General features: G+C 70.2%; 14 protein-coding genes. 5 read left to right on the top strand and 9 right to left on the bottom strand.

The genetic code is table 11. The annotated features are described in order from the left end of the window. Window positions 1-203: 203 nt before the first annotated feature. From CEK66_RS03255 to CEK66_RS03240, 4 genes are all read right to left on the bottom strand, one after another. Entirely contained in the window at window positions 204-629 is a 426-nt protein-coding gene (locus tag CEK66_RS03255; protein ID WP_193312558.1) for a hypothetical protein, read from the bottom strand. A 240-nt stretch (window positions 630-869) separates the two neighbouring features. After that, on the bottom strand, window positions 870-2684 hold the full coding sequence (locus CEK66_RS03250) for an ExeM/NucH family extracellular endonuclease (RefSeq protein WP_152235936.1): 1815 nt from the start codon (window positions 2682-2684) through the stop codon (window positions 870-872). Between the two features lie 93 nt (window positions 2685-2777). Beyond that, entirely contained in the window at window positions 2778-3296 is a 519-nt protein-coding gene (locus CEK66_RS03245) for a c-type cytochrome (protein WP_017915253.1), read from the bottom strand. 153 nt (window positions 3297-3449) lie between these two features. Continuing rightward, window positions 3450-4058, bottom strand: a complete 609-nt coding sequence (locus CEK66_RS03240) for a TetR/AcrR family transcriptional regulator (protein WP_148829676.1) — start codon at window positions 4056-4058, stop codon at window positions 3450-3452. Window positions 4059-4190: 132 nt separating this feature from the next. Here CEK66_RS03240 and CEK66_RS03235 point away from each other — a divergent pair, with 132 nt between their 5' ends. The 4 genes from CEK66_RS03235 (at window position 4191) to CEK66_RS03210 (ending at window position 10905) form a co-directional block, all read left to right on the top strand. After that, the gene (locus CEK66_RS03235) at window positions 4191-5354 is read left to right on the top strand and encodes an isovaleryl-CoA dehydrogenase (protein ID WP_010341368.1); all 1164 of its coding nucleotides are present in this window, start codon (window positions 4191-4193) and stop codon (window positions 5352-5354) included. A gap of 129 nt (window positions 5355-5483) precedes the next feature. Further along, window positions 5484-7094, top strand: a complete 1611-nt coding sequence (locus CEK66_RS03230) for a carboxyl transferase domain-containing protein (protein WP_152235935.1) — start codon at window positions 5484-5486, stop codon at window positions 7092-7094. 978 nt (window positions 7095-8072) lie between these two features. After that, entirely contained in the window at window positions 8073-10082 is a 2010-nt protein-coding gene (locus tag CEK66_RS03215; protein ID WP_152235934.1) for an acetyl/propionyl/methylcrotonyl-CoA carboxylase subunit alpha, read from the top strand. Between the two features lie 82 nt (window positions 10083-10164). Further along, window positions 10165-10905 carry a DUF6065 family protein gene (locus CEK66_RS03210; RefSeq protein ID WP_152235933.1) on the top strand — a complete coding sequence of 247 codons (741 nt, stop codon included), beginning with the start codon at window positions 10165-10167 and terminating at the stop codon, window positions 10903-10905. A 7-nt stretch (window positions 10906-10912) separates the two neighbouring features. Here CEK66_RS03210 and CEK66_RS03205 read toward each other — a convergent pair whose 3' ends face one another. Next, window positions 10913-11293 carry a hypothetical protein gene (locus CEK66_RS03205; protein WP_152235932.1) on the bottom strand — a complete coding sequence of 127 codons (381 nt, stop codon included), beginning with the start codon at window positions 11291-11293 and terminating at the stop codon, window positions 10913-10915. A gap of 87 nt (window positions 11294-11380) precedes the next feature. Beyond that, the gene (locus CEK66_RS03200) at window positions 11381-11929 is read right to left on the bottom strand and encodes an excalibur calcium-binding domain-containing protein (RefSeq protein WP_152235931.1); all 549 of its coding nucleotides are present in this window, start codon (window positions 11927-11929) and stop codon (window positions 11381-11383) included. Between the two features lie 728 nt (window positions 11930-12657). On the opposite strand from CEK66_RS03200, the gene CEK66_RS03195 reads away from it, so the two are divergent. Continuing rightward, on the top strand, window positions 12658-14001 hold the full coding sequence (locus tag CEK66_RS03195) for a hypothetical protein (protein ID WP_152235930.1): 1344 nt from the start codon (window positions 12658-12660) through the stop codon (window positions 13999-14001). A gap of 119 nt (window positions 14002-14120) precedes the next feature. Here the strand turns inward: CEK66_RS03195 and CEK66_RS03190 are convergent, their stop codons facing one another. The 3 genes from CEK66_RS03190 to CEK66_RS03180 form a co-directional block, all read right to left on the bottom strand. Beyond that, window positions 14121-14501 carry a VOC family protein gene (locus CEK66_RS03190; RefSeq protein WP_152235929.1) on the bottom strand — a complete coding sequence of 127 codons (381 nt, stop codon included), beginning with the start codon at window positions 14499-14501 and terminating at the stop codon, window positions 14121-14123. Between the two features lie 114 nt (window positions 14502-14615). Next, entirely contained in the window at window positions 14616-15026 is a 411-nt protein-coding gene (locus CEK66_RS03185) for a hypothetical protein (RefSeq protein WP_152235928.1), read from the bottom strand. A 13-nt stretch (window positions 15027-15039) separates the two neighbouring features. After that, complete coding sequence (locus tag CEK66_RS03180; protein ID WP_152235927.1) at window positions 15040-17736, bottom strand: bifunctional acetate--CoA ligase family protein/GNAT family N-acetyltransferase; 2697 nt, start codon at window positions 17734-17736, stop codon at window positions 15040-15042. Window positions 17737-18168 lie beyond the last annotated feature (432 nt).

The raw sequence follows: 18168 nt of genomic DNA, 5'->3' as shown, positions 1-18168 counted from the left end.
TGTGCACTCGGGCAACTGTTCGGGCTTGTCAGGCAGGAGAACCGGAGTGCGGCGGCGCTGACTCCTACTCGTGCTTGCTGGCACTGCGGCTAAACGGCCTGCCGCACTCCGCTCTCACCTACAACGATAGACCCTTATTTGACACAAGCGGCTTACGCCGCGACAGCCATGATCAATTACGTTTGTCGCGGCTGACGCCGCTCCTACAGATCTTCTCGTTTGACACTCAAGATTGAAGCAACAGCAAAGGCTTTCGCCCTTTCGGGCGAGTTACTTTTCTTTGCTCGCGCAAAGAAAAGGTAACCAAAAGAAAGCGCGCCCTGCCTTGCGCCCTCCGCGCTGCGCGCTCCGGGTCCGCGGATGCACCGGGGATTCGCGGAAGGGGCATCCTGCCCCTGCCGCGAACGGCGCACATCCATGTGCGCCGCCCTTCGGGTGTTTCCCCGGTCCATCCGCCGCTGCGGAAGGGAACCCGGTAAGTCAAAAGCCAAAGCAACGGCAACAGCAGAAACAACGGCAAATGCCAAAGCAACAGCAACAGCAACAGCAACAGCAACAGCAACAGCAACAAGGCTGTCGCCTTTCTTAGCGCGAGAACACCCCCATCTCACAGCTTCGGCCAGCACCAAGCCACATGTGCGACCAGCGCACAATGGACAGAAGCAACGTTCAAGAGATAGCAGTGAAGCGTAAGACCGGACACTCACTGCGACCGGCCTGAAACACAGCACATCTACTCACAACAGGCGGTCGTGCGCCTCGCGAAGGACGTGAGCCTCCAGCAGGAATGTCCCACACATCAAGGACGGGGAAAGGAAGGCCGACAATCGGCTTTTCCGATTCCCCATTCCCAGTTCCCCACTCCCAGCCTACAGATCAAACCCCAGCAGCAACGGATCGTGATCGGAACTGCGCCACGGGCCGGGCAGATCGCGCTCGCGGTAACCGTCGCTGTCGGGCAGATCGGCGTTGACGTGCCATTCGGCGGCGCCGCGCAACCGAGCCGCCAGGGTCGGACTCAGCAAGGCATGATCCAGCCGGCCGCTGAGACCGCGATAGACGAAGCTGTAGGGCTGCGCGACATGCGCCTCCTGCAGCGCGTCGCGCCAGCCGGCGTCGCGCAGCAGGCGCAGCGGATCTTCCATCGCATAGGCGTTGAAATCACCGAGCAGCACGCTGGACGTGCTGCCGGTGCCGGTGGGATCGCTGCGCAGCCACGCATCGACGCGGCGCGCCGACTCGGTGCGGGTCGCGTTCCAGCAGCCCTGGCCGTCGCCGCGGTCGGCATCGGCGCCACCGGCTTCGCCGCAACCCTTCGACTTGAAGTGGTTGGCCACCACCACGAACGGCGCGCCGTTGCCGTGACGGAACGCCTGGGCCAGCGGCACCCGGCTGTGCTCGGCGAACGGGCCGCCTTCCAGCATCGCCGGCTTGCCGACCGGGCTCACCCGCGAGGCGCGGTAGATCAGCCCAACCCGGATCGGGTTGTCGCCGGGGCCGCGCCCGGCGTCGACGAAGCGCCAGTCGCCGCCGCCGACATTGAGCGCGTCGACCAGGCTGGCGATCGCCGAGGTCGGGCCGTAGCCGTCGTTCTCCAGTTCCATCAGTGCGGCGACGTCGGCCTGCAGCGGGCGGATCGTCGCCACCAGCTTGCGCAGCTGCGCCTGGAACTCGGCCGCCGTGCGCGCGCCGCGCAGAGTCGGGAAACCGCCGCCGCGGCCGTCGCCGTTGAAGAAGTTCTCCAGGTTGAAGGCGGCGATGCGCAAGGTGCCGTCGACCTGCGGCGGCGCCGGTTCCGGCGGCGGCGTCAGCTGCAACGCGGCGGTCGGGTACAGCCGCGCCACGCCATCGATCACCCCGCCGACGATGCCCTCCACGTCCTGGACCGTGCTGCCCGCGCGCGGCGGTGCAGCGGCACTCCCCAGATAGTCCGGAAGTTTTGCCGTTGCCGTTGCCGTTGCCGTTGCCGTTGCCGATGCCGATGTCGATGTCGATGTCGATGTCGATGTCGATGTCGGCGTCGATGTCGGCGTCGGCGTCGGCGTCGGCGCACCGAGCGTGCCCAGGCGCAGCCCGCGCCGCGCGTTGTCGGCCACCACCGCCGCCTGCTCGGCGCTGCCGGGCGCGGCCACTTCGCTGGGCTGCCACAGGCGTCCGCCGAAGGCCACGCCCAGTTCGCCGGTCTTGCCCAGCGCATCGTTGTCGACCACGGTCAGCGGCGCGGCGATGCGCACGCGCATGCCGGCCAGCGCCGACCAGTCGGCCGGCGCCGCGTCGAGCACCTGCAGCGGCAAGGGCTGCGCCCGTGCCAGCACGGTATGCCCCTGCTCCAGCACGCTGCGCCCGACGAAAGCCGTGCCGGCCTTGGCCGACGCGGCGGCCTGCGGCGCCAGCTCGCCCCACACCCGCACGCGATCGCCCGGTGCCAGGCTGCGCTCGGCATCGCCGCGCACCAGCAGCGCGTCGGCGGTCAGCGGATCGTCGTCGCCGGCGTCCTGCACCAGGTAGCCGCTGCCGCCGGCCTCCACCCGCGCGGTGACCACGCCCTCGAACACCACGCCCTGCACCTGCGGCCCCGGGCGCAACTGCCCGATCGGCAGCAGCGTCGGCGGCGTCAGCGCCTGCGCGGCGGGGGCTGCGACCAGCAGCAGCAACGACAACAACGATGGCGGCGGCATGCGCATGCGATCACTCTCCTTGTTTGCGCCGGCACGCGACGGGCGCGGAAACGAATGCGCCGCCCGAAGGCGGCGCAGTGGCGTGCGGGAGGCGCAAGGTTACTTCAGGTTGGCCAGCATCCAGTCCACGGTGGCGTGGATCTGCTCCTCGGTCAGCCCGGGATTGCCGCCCTTGGGCGGCATGATGCCGCCGTCGGGGCCGGTGTAGCCCTCGATGGCGTGCTTGTAGAGCGTCTCCTTGCCCTGCGCGATGCGCTTGTCCCAGTGCGCGTGGTCCAGCGTCGGCGCCTTGCCCACGCCGGTGGTGTGGCAAGCGGTGCACAGGTTGTTGAAGATGGTCTTGCCGTCGGTGGTGCCGCCGTAGGCCGCCTGCGCCGAGGCCTTGGCCAGCGCCGCCGCCTGTGCCGCCGCTTGCGCCGCGGCACCGGTGCTGCCGGCGTAGACCGCGCCGACCGGGGCGATGCGCTCCTCGGTGCGCTTGAGCGCCACCGGCGACACCTCCGGCGGGATAGCCCGCTGCAGGTAATGCGCGAACACGATCAGGCCGAGGGTGATCAGCACCAGCAGGCCGATCACCATCGAGAAGCGCTTGAGAAATTCGAGGTCGTAATTCCGCACATCACACCCCTTTGGCACGTGGTAATCCGGACCACCGCTACGCGACCGAGTATAGCCAGCGTTTGCGCCGCGCGGCACGCCGGGAGCACACGGAATCGCGGCGATGCGTGCTGCATCGCAGCAGTTCGGCGCAGGCGGCGCGCCCGGTCGCGCTCAGGCGCTGCCCACCGCGCGCAGGCAGAACCCGCAGACCGCCTCGACCAGGCGCTCGCTGTCGCGCGGGCCGTCGCGGCTGGGCGCGGTCGGGCCGACCAGGGCCTCGGTGTAGGCGCCGACCAGGCACGCCGCGGCCGCCTCCAGGTCCTGCGCGGGGAACTCACCCGCGGCCACGCCCTCGGCCAGGATGCCCTTGAACACGTCGCCGAGCAGGCGCCGGCAGCGGATGCGCTCGGCGTCCACCTCCGGCTCCACCGGCTCGGCGATGAAGGCATAGGCCAGCCCGGGGCCGGCCAGGGCGCGGCGCACGAACGAGGCGATGGCGTCGCGCAGGCGCTGCGCGGCCGGCGCCGGTGCGGCGGCGATGGCGCGCAGGATGGTCAGCTCGTGCTCCACGGCGGCGGTCAGCACCTCCACGAACAGTTCGGCCTTGGACGGGAAATGCCGGTAGATCAGCCCGGTGGAGACCCCGGCCTCGGCCGCCACCGCGGTCACCGGGGCGCCGCGGAAGCCGTCGGCGGCGATCAGCCGGCGCGCCGCCAGCAGGATCCGCTGGCGGTTGCCGGCGAGGCGTTCTTCCATCAGGGCGGAGCGTTTGTAGGCCATGGCGTGATTCTAAGTTCAATTAATGAATTTCTGTTCACTTCTTTGCCGTTCCCGGCTACGCTGGGCGCTCTTGCCCGGCGCGGGTCCGATTCTAGGCGCCGCCAGCCACCCGCCATTCCCGGAGTTGCCGCCATGCTGATGCCGTCGTTGAATTTCGAGTTGGGCGAGGAGGTCGACCTGCTGCGCGACAGCGTCGCCGCCTTCGCCGCGCGCGAGATCGCGCCGCTGGCCGAGCAGGCCGACCGCGACAACGCCTTTCCCGCGCCGCTGTGGCGCAAGCTCGGCGAACAAGGGCTGCTCGGCCTCACCGTGGAGGAGGAGTACGGCGGCAGCGCGATGGGCTATCTGGCGCACGTGGTGGCGATGGAGGAGATCTCGCGCGCCTGCGGCGCGATCGGCCTGTCCTACGGCGCGCATTCGAACCTGTGCGTGAACCAGTTGCGCAAGAACGCCAGCCCGGCGCAGAAGGCGCGCTACCTGCCGAAGCTGTGCAGCGGCGAGCACGTCGGCGCGCTGGCGATGAGCGAACCCGGCGCCGGCTCGGACGTGGTGTCGATGAAGCTGCGCGCCGAGGCGCGCGGCGACCGCTACGTGCTCAACGGCAACAAGATGTGGATCACCAACGGCCCCGACGCCGACGTGCTGGTGGTCTACGCCAAGACCGACCCGAGCGGCGGCGCGCGCGGCATCACCGCATTCGTGGTCGAGAAGGGCATGCCCGGCTTCAGCACCGCGCAGAAGCTGGACAAGCTCGGCATGCGCGGCTCCAACACCTGCGAACTGGTGTTCCAGGATTGCGAGGTGCCGGCGGAGAACGTGCTGGGCGAGGTCGGCGGCGGCGTGCGCGTGCTGATGTCCGGCCTGGACTACGAGCGCGTGGTGCTGTCCGGCGGGCCGCTGGGGCTGATGGCCGCGGCGCTGGACGTGGTGCTGCCCTACGTGCACGAGCGCCGCCAGTTCGGCGAGCCGATCGGCAGCTTCCAGCTGATGCAGGGCAAGCTGGCCGACATGTACGTGGGCCTCAACGCCTGCCGTGCCTACGTGTATGCGGTGGCGCGCGCCTGCGACGCCGGCCGCACCACCCGCCAGGACGCCGCCGGCGCGATCCTCTACGCCGCCGAGAAGGCCACCTGGCTGACCGGCCAGGCGATCCAGGTGCTGGGCGGCAACGGCTACATCAACGACTATCCGACCGGGCGCCTGTGGCGCGACGCCAAGCTCTACGAGATCGGCGCGGGCACCTCGGAGATCCGCCGCATGCTGATCGGCCGCGAGTTGTTCGAGCGGACCAAGTGATGCGCTGCGAAAGAGAAATCGGCCGAAAGGCCGTTTCGACATCAGCGCGTCGGGGCTGATCCCGCAAAAGGGGACAAGAGCCCCTCCCACATCGGCCGCCTGCCCTTTCCTTCTTTCCACGGTTCTGCCATGAGCGCGATCCAGACCCAGTTGCAACCCGGCAGCGACGCCTTCGCCGCCAATGCCGCCGCGCTGCGCGCGGTGGTCGACGACCTGCACGCCACCCAGGCGCGCATCGCCCTGGGCGGCAGCGAAGCCGCCCGCGCCAAGCACCAGGCCCGCGGCAAGCTGCTGGTGCGCGAGCGCATCGACGCCCTGCTCGACCCGGGCAGCGCGTTCCTGGAGATCGCGCCGCTGGCCGCACTAGGCCTGTACGACGACGAGGTGCCGTGCGCCGGCGTGGTTGCCGGCATCGGCCGCGTCTCCGGCGTGGAATGCGTGATCGTCGCCAACGACGCCACGGTCAAGGGCGGCACCTACTACCCGATCACGGTGAAGAAACACCTGCGCGCGCAGGAGATCGCCCAGCAGAACCGGTTGCCGTGCATCTACCTGGTCGATTCCGGCGGCGCGTTCCTGCCGCTGCAGGACGAGGTGTTTCCCGACCGCGACCACTTCGGCCGGATCTTCTACAACCAGGCCAACCTGTCGGCGCAGGGCATCGCCCAGATCGCCTGCGTGATGGGCTCGTGCACCGCCGGCGGCGCCTACGTGCCGGCGATGAGCGACGAGACGGTGATCGTGCGCGAACAGGGCACCATCTTCCTCGGCGGCCCGCCGCTGGTGAAGGCCGCCACCGGCGAGGACGTCAGCGCCGAGGACCTCGGCGGTGCCGACGTGCACACGCGCATCTCCGGCGTGGCCGACCACTTCGCCGACAACGACCTGCAGGCGCTGGCGCGGGTGCGCGCGATCGTCGCCCAGCTCAACTGGCGCAAGCCGCCCCCAGCGTTGGCGCTGCGCACGCCGGAGCCGCCGCTGTATCCGGCCGAGGAGCTGTACGGGGTGATCCCGGCCGACCCACGCAAGCCGTTCGACGTGCGCGAGGTGATCGCGCGGGTGGTGGACGGCTCGCGCCTGGACGAATTCAAGGCGCGCTACGGCACCACGTTGGTCACCGGCTTCGCGCACATCCACGGCTATCCGGTGGGCATCGTCGCCAACAACGGCATCCTGTTCTCCGAGTCGGCGCTGAAGGGCGCGCACTTCATCGAACTGTGCGCGCAGCGCGGCATCCCGCTGGTGTTCCTGCAGAACATCACCGGCTTCATGGTCGGCCGCAAGTACGAGCACGGCGGCATCGCCAAGGACGGCGCCAAGCTGGTGATGGCGGTGGCCTGCGCCAAGGTGCCCAAGTTCACGGTGGTGATCGGCGGTTCGTTCGGCGCCGGCAACTACGGCATGTGCGGCCGCGCGTACTCGCCGAACTTCCTGTGGATGTGGCCGAACGCGCGCATCGGGGTGATGGGCGGCGAGCAGGCGGCGAGCGTGCTGGCGACGGTGCGCCGCGACGGCATCGCGGCCAAGGGCGGGCAGTGGTCGGACGCCGAGGAGACGGCGTTCAAGGCGCCGATCCGCGAGCAGTTCGAGCGCCAGGGCCATCCGTACTACGCCAGTGCGCGGTTGTGGGACGACGGGGTGATCGATCCGGCGCAGACGCGGCGGGTATTGGGGCTGGGCTTGTCGGCGGCGTTGAATGCGCCGGCGGAGCCGAGCCGGTTCGGGGTGTTCCGGATGTGAGCGGGCGCATGCGCTCGGGGTGGAAGGCGCGTTCGCGCGGGGATCGGCGGTGGTCACGCAGGTGGTCGCTGGCGATGCCGGCAGCAGTGTGTCCGGCGGTGGACGCCACGACCGGCTCCGCGGACGCGCTCGCTGCGACGGCCTCCGCTTTTGCTGCTGCTCTTGCTCCTGCATTTGCTCTTGCTCTGCCTTTGACTTACCGGGTCCCCTCGGCGCGGCAGCCGCGGCGGGGAAAAACCCGAAGGGCGGCGCACATGGATGTGCGCCGTTCGCGGCAGGGGCAGGATGCCCCTTCCGCGAATCCCCGTCGTGGCTGCGAACCCGGAGCGCGCAGCGCGGAGGGCGCGCTGCGGGGTGTGCTTTCTTTTGGTTACTTTTCTTTGCACAAGCAAAGAAAAGTGACTCGCCGCCAGGCGAAAGCTTTGCTCTCGCACTTGCTGCCAGGGTGGCGGCCGCTGAATCGTAGGAGCGGCTTCAGCCGCGACAGACAGAACAGACTCTCGCTGTCGCGGCTGAAGCCGCTCCTACAGATCTTCTCGTCCGACGAAGAAGCTTCAATCAACAGCAGTAGCGACAGCAAAAGCTTTAAAGGCTTTCGCCCTTGCGGGCGAGTTACTTTTCTTTGCTCGCGCAAAGAAAAGGTAACCAAAAGAAAGCGCGCCCTGCCTTCGCGCCCTCCGCGCTGCGCGCTCCGGGTCCGCGTCCATCACGGGGATCCGCGGAAGGGGCATCCTGCCCCTGCCGCGGACGGCGTACATCCATGTCCGCCGCCCTTCGGGTTTTTCCCCGCGATGGCCGCCGCTTCGGAAGGGAACCCGGTAAATCAAAAGCCAAAGCGACAGCCAAGGCCAGAGCCAAGCAACGGCAACGGCAACGGCAACGGCAACGGCCGGAGCATCCCGCACAACTGCGTGCGTTTCGCGCAACTGCTCGCTCAGCGACCGCAGCACCCCTGACCTCATTTCCAGGCACACGACCATGGCCACCCCCGACCTGCCGACCTTCGACAAGATCCTCATCGCCAATCGCGGCGAGATCGCCTGCCGGGTGATCGCCACCTGCCGCAAGCTCGGCATCGCCACCGTGGCCGTGTATTCCGATGCCGACCGCGACGCCCGCCACGTGCGCCTGGCCGACGAGGCCGTGTACATCGGCGCCGCGCCGGCGCGCGAGAGCTACCTGCGCGGCGAGCGCATCCTCGAGGCCGCGCAACGCAGCGGCGCGCAGGCCATCCATCCCGGGTACGGCTTCCTGTCCGAGAACGCCGAGTTCGCCGAAGCCTGCGCCCCGCGCGGGCTGGTGTTCATCGGACCGCCGCCGGCGGCGATCCGCGCGATGGGCGACAAGAGCGCGGCCAAGGCGCTGATGCAGGCCGCCGGGGTGCCGCTGACGCCCGGCTATCACGGCGAGCAGCAAGAGCCGGACTTCCTGCGCGCCCAGGCCGCGGCCATCGGCTACCCGGTGCTGATCAAGGCCAGCGCCGGTGGCGGCGGCAAGGGCATGCGTCGGGTCGATCGCGATGAGGACTTTGCCGCCGCGCTCGCTGCCTGCCAGCGCGAGGCGCAGGCCGCATTCGGCAATGCGCACGTGCTGGTGGAGAAGTACGTGCTACGGCCGCGGCACATCGAGATCCAGGTGTTCGGCGACACGCACGGCGAACTGGTCTACCTGTTCGAACGCGACTGCTCGGTGCAACGCCGCCACCAGAAGGTGCTGGAGGAAGCCCCCGCGCCAGGCATGGACGCGACGCGACGTGCCGCGATGGGCCAGGCCGCGGTGGAGGCGGCGCGTGCGGTGGGCTACGTCGGCGCCGGCACCGTGGAGTTCATCGTCGCGCCCGATGGCGCGTTCTACTTCATGGAAATGAACACCCGCCTGCAGGTGGAGCATCCGGTCACCGAGTGCATCACCGGCACCGACCTGGTGGAGTGGCAGTTGCGCGTGGCCGCCGGGCAGCCGCTGCCGCAGCGCCAGCACGAACTGGCGATCCACGGCCATGCGCTGGAAGCGCGGCTGTACGCCGAAGACCCGGCGCGCGGGTTCCTGCCCTCGATCGGCACGCTGCAGCATCTGCGCCTGCCCGCCGCCGACACGCATACGCGGGTCGATGCCGGCGTCGAGCAGGGCGATGTGATCGGCCCGCACTACGATCCGATGATCGCCAAGCTGATCGTCTGGGACGTGACCCGCGAGCGCGCACTGCGGCGCATGCAGGCGGCGCTGGCCGCCTGCCAGGTGGTCGGCGTGTCGACCAATGCCGCGTTCCTGCAGCGCCTGATCGGCACCAGCGCGTTCGCGCAGGCGGACCTGGACACCGCGCTGATCGAGCGCGAGCACGCGGCGCTGTTCGACACCCCCGTCCCAGCCACCGACGCGCTGTGGAGCCTGGCGGCGCTGGCCTGGCAACTGCACGAGCACGCGCCGGCGGCGCAGACTGCCGATCCGCACTCGCCGTGGGATCTGCGCGACGGCTGGCGGCTGGGCGCGCCAGCGCCGCGTGCGCTGACCCTGCAGCACGGCGAAACGCAACGCACGCTGCAGCTGACCGCGCATGCCGGCGGCTGGCGGATCCACGCCGCGCCGGCGCAGGAGCCGCTCGAGGCGAGCGGCCAGTTGCGCGACGGGCGCCTGTCTGCGTTTCTCGGCACACAGCGGGTGCAGGCCGATGCGGTGTTCGCCGGCACGCAGCTGCACCTGTTCGTCGACGGCCACGGCTACCTGTTCGAACGCCACGACCCGGTCGCCGAGGCCGACCAGCCGGCGGTGGAAGGCGGCGGCCTGACCGCGCCGATGCCGGGGCGCATCGTCGCCCTGCTGGTCGCGCCCGGCACCCAGGTGCGCCGCGGCACGCCGCTGCTGGTGCTGGAGGCGATGAAGATGGAGCACACCCTGCAGGCACCGGCCGACGGCACCGTGCAGAGCTTTCGCGTACGCGAGGGCGAGCTGGTCGGCGACGGCGTGGCGCTGCTGGACTTCGAAGCGGCCTGAGCGTCGCCGACCGCCAAGCCGCGGTCGCCAAGGCCGCGGCTTGGCGTCACACTCGGCGCTGGTCCATCGTCCTGCACGCGCCATGAAACTCACCGCCCACGTTCTCGACGGCCACACCCTCGACGTGCGCCCTGCGCCGCGCGAGCGGCCGTGGATGGACCAGACCGCCGAGCGCTACGCCTACCGCTGCTTGCCACTGGACATCGCCAACGCGCATGGCTGGGAACTGCTGTGCCAGACCGCGTTCGAGGCCGAGTGGAACGGCGGCAACGCGCTCGACGACCTGCGCGTGCAGCCGGCACCTGGGACGCACGCGCCGGCGGTCAGCCACTTCGGCTACGGCGTGCTCACCTTCCACGTGCCGTGCCTGTTCCGCACCGAGGCCGGCGTGGACCTGTACGTCACCGCGCCGGTAAATCGGCCCAAGGACGGCATCGCCGGGCTCACCGGGCTGATCGAGACCGACTGGAGTCCGTACACCTTCACCATGAACTGGCAGTTCACCCGGCCCGGCCGGGTCCGGTTCGAGGCCGGCGAGCCGTTCTGCCACTTCTTCCCGGTGCAGCGACGGGTGCTGGCCGAGACCCAGCCGCGCTGGCAGCCGTTGTCGCAGACGCCGGAGCTGGAGCGCGAGCACCAGGCGTGGATGCGCAGCCGTGGCCAGTTCCTGCACGACCTGGAGCAGCCCGATTCCAACGCCAGCCGCGAGGGCTGGCAGCGCAGCTATTTCCGTGGACCGGCGCCGGGGCAGTGCCCGGCCGGCGTGGAGCACCGGGTGAAACTGCGGCTGGCGCCGTTCGCCCGCAGCGACGACGCGGAGTGAGGACCGCTCAGCGCACGTGGCGCTGGCGCACCCGAGTGGACAGGCGGAACACGCCGTAGGCCAGCAGCATGCCCAGGATCCCGGCCACGGCATGCGCCCAGTCGAACACGCGCGGACCGATCCCACCGACCTGGTCGCCCCACAGGTTGAACAGCACCAGGACGATCACGGTCAGCCCCAGCCCGGCGAGGAACGCGGCGCGGTTGGCGCCCAGCGCGTAGAACAGGAACGGCAGGCCCAGCCCGACCAGGAAATGCACCGGGAAGAAGTACACCGAACCGTACGGGCGCAGCAGCGACCAGACGATGGCGGCGAAGACCGCGACGAAGGCAAACAGACCCAGCGACAGGGCGCGGGTCTTGGCGGAGGAAAGACGTGGCTCGGTCATGCGTCACCTGCAGGCAATCGGCGACCGTAACGGAGTGCGGATCACGGCCCGGTCAAGACCCCGCGTTGCCCACGCGGCTGCAGACGCTCAACGCGAAGATCGGCACCACTGCCGTTCGCACGGCACGCCGTCGTGGTTGCCGTCCATCTCCACACCCGGGCAGTGCTGCAGGAAGTACACCGCTTCGTCGCACGAGGTCATCTGCGCGCAGTGCGTGCGGCCGTCGCAGTGGAAGGCAGGCGCCGCCGTGGGCGCGGTGGGCGCTGACGACAACGGCGCCGAGGGTGCCGCAGGGCTTGCCTGCGGTGCCGCCACGAAGCGCAGCGCCGCGTAGGCCGCGATCGCGAGCACCGCCAGCAGCATCAGCACGCCGAGCCAGAGACCGCGACGCGGACGCGGTGCCGCACGCGCGGGCGATGCAGGCGCCCGACCGGGACGCATCACCCGCATGGCCCGCGGCCGTCCCTGCGCGTCGTGCTCCAGGTCGAAGGAGATCAGTTCGCCCACCCGCGGGGGAACGCCGTCGGCAGGAAACGCCGCGCGTTGCACCTCGGCTTCGGTCTCACGATGGGCAAGGCGCACCCGGCCGCAGCCGCGCTCCTCGTTCCACTGAATCAAGGTCCCGTGCGTGCGCATGGCGTCACCGCAAGAAAGTGCATCGCCGCGGTGGACGCCGCCGTGCCCGGCGCGTCCACCGTCCCCACCGCGCCTGCTCCCGCCAGGCGCGGCCCCGCGTGCAGCATGCCATGGCTGTGGCCTGCGTGCCGACCGGCCACCTGCTGCAGGCGCGGTCGCGCGACGGCCGGTCAGCCACGCGCCGCGGCGACGCCGGCGGTCGCAACTGTCTACCACCGGCGGCGCGGCGCTCGCTAGAGTCCGAAGCGTCGAGCAACGCCGACGCCCGCTCCCACGCGCGGTTGGCGATCGACGCGCAACCCGGCATCGCGGCCGCCGCAGGGCGCCGCCCCCGCAGCATTCGTCCCCCGATGCTGCCCTGCCGGGCCCGCGCGTTTCCCCCACGCTCGACGCGACAACCGTCTTCAACGCAGTTGCCTTCCACACGGGGTCAGGAGAGCGACATGGACATGTCTTCGGTCCGCTAGGCCGTTTCACGCATCCACAGCAGCGCCGCCGCGTCTCCACGGTGGCGGTGGATGCTGCACTTCCCATCGCGTCTCTCGCTTCGTCTGCGCGCGCAGGCGGATGCGTACGCCCGTGCCTGCGCGCGGCCCTGGCGCGACGGGAACCCTTTCACCGCGGCCGCGCAGCAGCGCGGGCGTGCGGCCGGTCCGGGGCCAGGGGATGTCCGGACACAGGACGCGGCATCGCCCGCACGCACCGACGCACACGACCGGAGGTCCATCATGCAACTGCCTCATCCGCGCATTCTCGCCATCGCCACCGTGCTGACCCTTGCCAGCGGCGCCGCCTCCGCCGGGCGCTTTCCGGATTTCGGCTACGCGCCGCCCTCTACGTACAAGGGGCCGCTGTTCCAGCTCAGCCAGGACTATCCGCAGCAACCGCCCAGCGGCCCGTTGCCGGCGTTCTTCCAGAAGCTGCCCAAGCCGCTGAGCAACAACTTCGAAGCCTGGCGCGGCTACGCCGATGCCGTGAAGGCCTACTGCCTGGAAGGCAACGTCGAAAGCGACTGGTACGTGCAGAACAACAAGGTGAGGCGCTGGTACCACGCGCCCTGGCAGCACTACGGCCCGCTCGGACGCGAAGGCGTGCATGGGCTGACCAAGGAAGCGCAGATCCAGGTCAAGCAACTGGCGCCGACCCAGCTCACCACCGGCCAGACCTTCGCGGTCGGCATCTACAACGATGTCGGCGCCTACACATTCGGCCAGGTGTGGAAGGATCCGCAGAACCCGGATCCGAGCTTCACCACCAAGCCCAACACCTTCCGCGACGGCACCGTGGTGTGCAAGGCGCTGTTCGCCGACGTGGACCTGAGCCAGGTGCCGTTCCTGCAGAACCCGGTGCTGTGGAACGCCTGGGTCACCAACAGCTTCAAGTCCGCCGACCGCGCGTTCAAGCAGGTGGCGCTGATCCAGATGGATTTCGCCGTGCGCGACAGCCGCGTGCCCGGCACCGGCTGGATCTTCGGCACCTTCCAGTACAACGGCGCGGTCAGCGGCAAGCCCGGCTGGCAGAACCTGGTGCCGGTGGGCGTGATGTTCGGCAACGATCCGCAGAACACCGGCGACGACTACACCAACAAGCAGCCGACCCAGACCCGGATCAATCCGCGCATCCTGCAGTCGGCGATCAACACCAGGCCGGAACTGCCGCCGACCCACCTGGGCTGGAACGGCCGCCTCAACGGTCCGGTGGACAATCCGATCAGCTCCTGCATGAGCTGCCACATGACCGCCGAATCGCCACAACTCTCGCCGATGAACCCGACCTTCCAGGCGCCGGACAAGGTGCCGCCGGTCGGTTCCAAGGAATGGATGCGCTGGTTCCAGAACATCCCGGCCGGACAGCCGTTCGACGCCGCGGCCAAGAGCACCGACTACAGCCTGCAGTTGGCCGGCGGCATCGCCAACTTCTACGACTGGAAGTGCACCCAGGACGGCGTGTTCGTCAGCGGCGGCAACCTGTGCGAGCAGAGCAAGACCTCGCTGAAGCTGATGCGCTCCACAACGCCGCCGCCGACCGTGTACCCGGTCGAGCGCGGGGTGAGCAACCAGGAGCTGGAGTAAGCACCGCAACGCCGTGCCTGCCGCGTGCCGTCCTATGGCGCCTGCAGGCACGGCCTGTGCCGAGTGCGGCGCAAGGCGCAGCAATGAGCGGCGTCAGACGTGCTGCCGCCTGCGCTCGCTCAGCCGATCTGCTGGCCGACCCACCAGGTCGTGCCGCCGGCGTCGCGAAAGCCGCCACGCCGGTCCGGATCGTCCTTCTGCACCGGCGCCTGCACCGCCGTGGCACCGGCAGCCAGTCCACGCTGGTAGGTCGCATCCACATCGCGCACGTAGACATGCACATGCGCCGGCACCGCCGGCCAGCCCTCGACCGCATCGCAGAACATCACCACGGTGTCGTCGATGCGCACCTCGCCGTGGGCGAGCAGGCCACCCTCGCCGGGAATCTGCCGCAAGGGTTCGGCGTCGAACACCGCGACCAGGAACGCGATGGTCCGCTGCGCGCCATCGACAATGAGATACGGCGAGACCGAGGTGTAGCGCTCTGGCTTGAACGACATGAAGAACTCCCGAGGGTCGAGTGTCGCAGGCAGGTCGACGTGTGCGGTGGTGAAGCGCCTCATGCAACGTGCGGCGATGCCAAAAGGCCACTGCGCCGCGGCGTGCAGCCGCGCTCACAGCGCGCACGTGCTGAGCCGCGCGGCCAGGGTAAAGGGGACCGTGCCCAGGTCGTCCAGGCCTTCGACATCGAACGCATACACGCCCTTGGCCACGAGCGTCAGTTGCCCGTCGCGCGAGAGGTTGAAGGTCAGCGTGTCGACATCGACCGGGTGGTGCGCGCCGGCCAGGTAAAGTGCGCCGTCGATGTAGCCGTCCTGCGGGTTGCGTGGAAAGTCGAAGCGCTGGCCGGCCAGCTCGCCGAGCCTGAGCGACGGCAGCGCGATGCCGTCCAGGCGGATCGCGGTGTCCACGATCTCGCCGGCGTGCAGGAACGGGCGCAGCAGGATCTCCAGCGAGGCGGCGCCCGGGAGGCCGGACAGGATCGCGTGGCGCGGCTTCAGTTCGCTGGGCGAGAACGTCGACATCGCGGCGCCGTCCTCAGTGCTGCGCCACCGGCAACACCACGTCCATCAGCGTGGCGTCGTCGGGATCCGGCGTGGCCTTGAAGCCGAGCTGCCGGCACATCGCCAGCATGGTGCGGTTCTCGCGCAACACCTGGCCTTCGACCACCTTGAGGCCAAGCCAGCCGGCGTACTCGATCATGATCCGCATCAACTGCCAGCCGATGCCGTGGCCCTTGAGGTCGGAGCGGATCAGGATGCCGTATTCGCCGCGGTCGTAATCGGCGTCGGCATGCAGGCGCACCGCGCCGAGCATGTCGCCGCTGCGCGGCTCGATCGCCACCAGCGCGATCGAGCGCGCGTAGTCGAGCTGGGTCAGGCGCGCGATGAATTCGTGACTGAAATGCTTCACCGCCTGGAAGAAGCGCAGGCGCAGGTCTTCGTCGGTGACGCGGGCGAAGAAGCTGCGGAACAGCGCGTCGTCCTCCGGCCGCACCGGGCGCACGAACGCGGCGCTGCCGTCGTTGAGCACGATGCGCCGTTCCCACTCCTTGGGATACGGGAAGATCGCGAAGCGCGGATGGCCGCGGCCCTTGTGCAGGCGCCGCGACGGCGCCACCGCCACCCGCGCGTCGACCGCGATCACCCCGTCGCGGTCGGCCAGCAGCGGATTGATGTCCAGTTCGCGGATCTCCGGCAGATCGGCGGCCAGTTGCGCCAGCTTGACCAGCACCATCGCCACCGCACGCTCGTCGGCCGCCGGCACGTCGCGGTAGGCCTTGAGGATGCGGCTGACGCGCGTGCGGCCGATCAGTTCGTGGGCCAGGCGCAGGTCCAGCGGCGGCAGCGCCAGCGCCTTATCGTCGATCACTTCCACCGCGGTGCCGCCGCGGCCGAACACGATCACCGGGCCGAAGGTGGGATCGTCGGCGATGCCGGCGATCAGTTCGCGCGCCTTCGGCCGCAGCAGCGAGGGCTGCACCAGCACGCCGTCGATGCGCGCGTCCGGCCGCGCCGCGCGCGCGCGGGCGAGGATGCCCTCGGCCGCATCGCGCACCGCCTCCACGCTGACCAGGTTGAGGCGCACCCCGTCCACGTCGGACTTGTGCGGGATGTCGGCCGAATGGATCTTCACCGCCACCGCCGAGCCCTGCGCCAGCATCGGCGCGGCCACCTGCGCCGCGGCCTCGGCATCGGCGGCGTGCGCCACCGGCGCGGTGGGGATGCCGTAGGCGGCCAGCAATCGCGTGGTCGCCAGCGGGTCCAGCCAGGTCTGCCCGGCGGCCAGCGCCGCGTCGACGATGCCGCGCGCGGCGGCGGCGTCGAAGGCGAAATCGTCGGGCAGGCTCGGCGGCGTTTCCATCAGTGCCGCCTGCGCCTCGCGGTAGCGCACCAGGTGCATGAAGCCGCGCACCGCGTCCGCCTCGGTGGCGTAGGTGGGGATGCGCGCGGCGTTGAGCGTGGCGGTGGCGCTCTCGTCGTTGCCCAGCCACACCGCGAACACCGGCTTGTCGCGGTGATGGCGCGGGCGCTGGCCGAGGATGCGGGTCAGCGCCTGCGCCGCCTCGGCGGAGGAGGTGAACGCGGTCGGCACGTTGACCACCAGCACCGCGTCGTTCTCCGGGTCCTCCAGCAGCGCACCGGCGGCGGCGGCGTAGCGTTCGCCGTCGGCGTCCACCACGATGTCCACTGGATTGCGATGCGACCATTCCTGCGGCAGCGCCGCGTCCAGTTGCTGCTGGGTGGGTGCCGAGAGCGCCGCCAGGGTGCCGCCGAGATCGGCCAGCGTATCCACCGCCAGGCGGCCGACGCCACCGCCGTTGCTGAGGATGGCCAGGCGCCGGCCGGGGAAGGTGCTGAGCCGGCCCAGCGTCTCCGCCGCGGCGAACAGTTCGTCCAGCGCGCGCACCCGCAGCAGGCCGGCGCGGGCGAATGCGGCACCGTACACCGCATCGGAACTGGCCAGCGCCTGCACGTGGGTGTCGGCATTCGGGTCGATGCGCAGCTGCCGGCCCGACTTGACCACCACCACCGGTTTGGCGCGGGCGGCGGCGCGCGCGGCGGACATGAACTTGCGCGCGTCGCGGATGTGTTCGACGTAGAGCAGGATCGCGCGGGTGCGGTAGTCGGTGGCGAAGTAGTCGAGCAGGTCGGCGAAGTCCACGTCCAGCGCGTCGCCCAGCGAGACCACCGCCGAGAAGCCGACCGCACGCGCCACGCCCCATTCCACCAGCGCCGCGGCGATGGCGCTGGATTCGGAGATCAGCGCCAGGTCGCCCGGCTGCGGGCAGTGCGCGGCGATGCTGGCGTTGAGCCGCGCATGCGGCGCGATCACGCCCAGGCAATGTGGGCCGAGGATGCGCAGGCCCTTCGCCCGTGCGGCGCTTTCCACGCGCGCCGCGGCCGACCCAGGCCCGCTGCCGAGCCCGGCGGTGAGGATGATCGCCGCGGCGACGCCACGCCGCGCGGCGATCGACACGATGCGCGGCACCATCCGCGCCGGCGCGGTGATCACCACCAGGTCCGGCACCCAGGGCAGGTCGGTGAGGCGGCGCACCGTGGGCACGCCATCGATCTCGCGGTAGCGCGGGCTGACCCAGCCGATCTGCCCGGGAAACCCGGCCGCGCGCAGGCTGCGCACCACCGCCCGCCCGGCCGAACGCTCGCGCGGGCTGCCGCCGACGATGGCGACCGAAGCGGGGCGGAACACGGACTGCAGGTGATAGGTGCTCATGGCGGCGGCGGAGGCGAGCGAATGCGCTAACGGTACACGGCTGGCCGCGGCGCGGGGATGATCCGGGTCGCGCGCTGCGGCGTTGACGGCGATGCCGCGCATCCGGCGACAGCTGCGCTGGCGAGATTCCGGCATCCGCGCGTCGGGGCTGAAGCCCTTCCCACAGGGAGCTTGGGTCGGCGGCCCGTTACGCACGCACGCGCGCTTGAGCGGAATCCGGAACGACGCGGACCATCGCTGGACTTCCCGGTGTGGGAGGGGTTTCAGCCCCGACCCGACCAGGCCACAGAGACCAGGCGGCGGCGCACACCCGGTGCGCAGGGCAGGCAGCACCGCCTCCCCCCCGCAGAAAGACCGCGCCAGACGGCTGCCCACCGCCGATCCTTCGCGGATCCGCCATGTCCATCGGAGCCCGCAGGCACAGCTCGGGTC

Origin of the sequence: Xanthomonas sp. LMG 12460 (assembly GCF_009192895.1) — a bacterium.
Taxonomy (GTDB): domain Bacteria; phylum Pseudomonadota; class Gammaproteobacteria; order Xanthomonadales; family Xanthomonadaceae; genus Xanthomonas_A; species Xanthomonas_A sontii.
The sequence above is the reverse complement of the archived record's forward strand: the minus strand, read 5'-3'. Positions and strand labels throughout refer to the sequence as shown.

Bases quoted from the DNA above. Each gene is read 5' to 3' on its own strand.
- CEK66_RS03250 (WP_152235936.1), bottom strand. From the start codon at position 2,684: ATGCGCATGCCGCCGCCATCGTTGTTGTCGTTGCTGCTGCTGGTCGCA.
- CEK66_RS03240 (WP_148829676.1), bottom strand. From the start codon at position 4,058: ATGGCCTACAAACGCTCCGCCCTGATGGAAGAACGCCTCGCCGGCAAC.
- CEK66_RS03235 (WP_010341368.1), top strand. From the start codon at position 4,191: ATGCTGATGCCGTCGTTGAATTTCGAGTTGGGCGAGGAGGTCGACCTG.
- CEK66_RS03230 (WP_152235935.1), top strand. From the start codon at position 5,484: ATGAGCGCGATCCAGACCCAGTTGCAACCCGGCAGCGACGCCTTCGCC.
- CEK66_RS03215 (WP_152235934.1), top strand. From the start codon at position 8,073: ATGGCCACCCCCGACCTGCCGACCTTCGACAAGATCCTCATCGCCAAT.
- CEK66_RS03210 (WP_152235933.1), top strand. From the start codon at position 10,165: ATGAAACTCACCGCCCACGTTCTCGACGGCCACACCCTCGACGTGCGC.
- CEK66_RS03205 (WP_152235932.1), bottom strand. From the start codon at position 11,293: ATGACCGAGCCACGTCTTTCCTCCGCCAAGACCCGCGCCCTGTCGCTG.
- CEK66_RS03200 (WP_152235931.1), bottom strand. From the start codon at position 11,929: ATGCGCACGCACGGGACCTTGATTCAGTGGAACGAGGAGCGCGGCTGC.
- CEK66_RS03195 (WP_152235930.1), top strand. From the start codon at position 12,658: ATGCAACTGCCTCATCCGCGCATTCTCGCCATCGCCACCGTGCTGACC.
- CEK66_RS03190 (WP_152235929.1), bottom strand. From the start codon at position 14,501: ATGTCGTTCAAGCCAGAGCGCTACACCTCGGTCTCGCCGTATCTCATT.
- CEK66_RS03185 (WP_152235928.1), bottom strand. From the start codon at position 15,026: ATGTCGACGTTCTCGCCCAGCGAACTGAAGCCGCGCCACGCGATCCTG.
- CEK66_RS03180 (WP_152235927.1), bottom strand. From the start codon at position 17,736: ATGAGCACCTATCACCTGCAGTCCGTGTTCCGCCCCGCTTCGGTCGCC.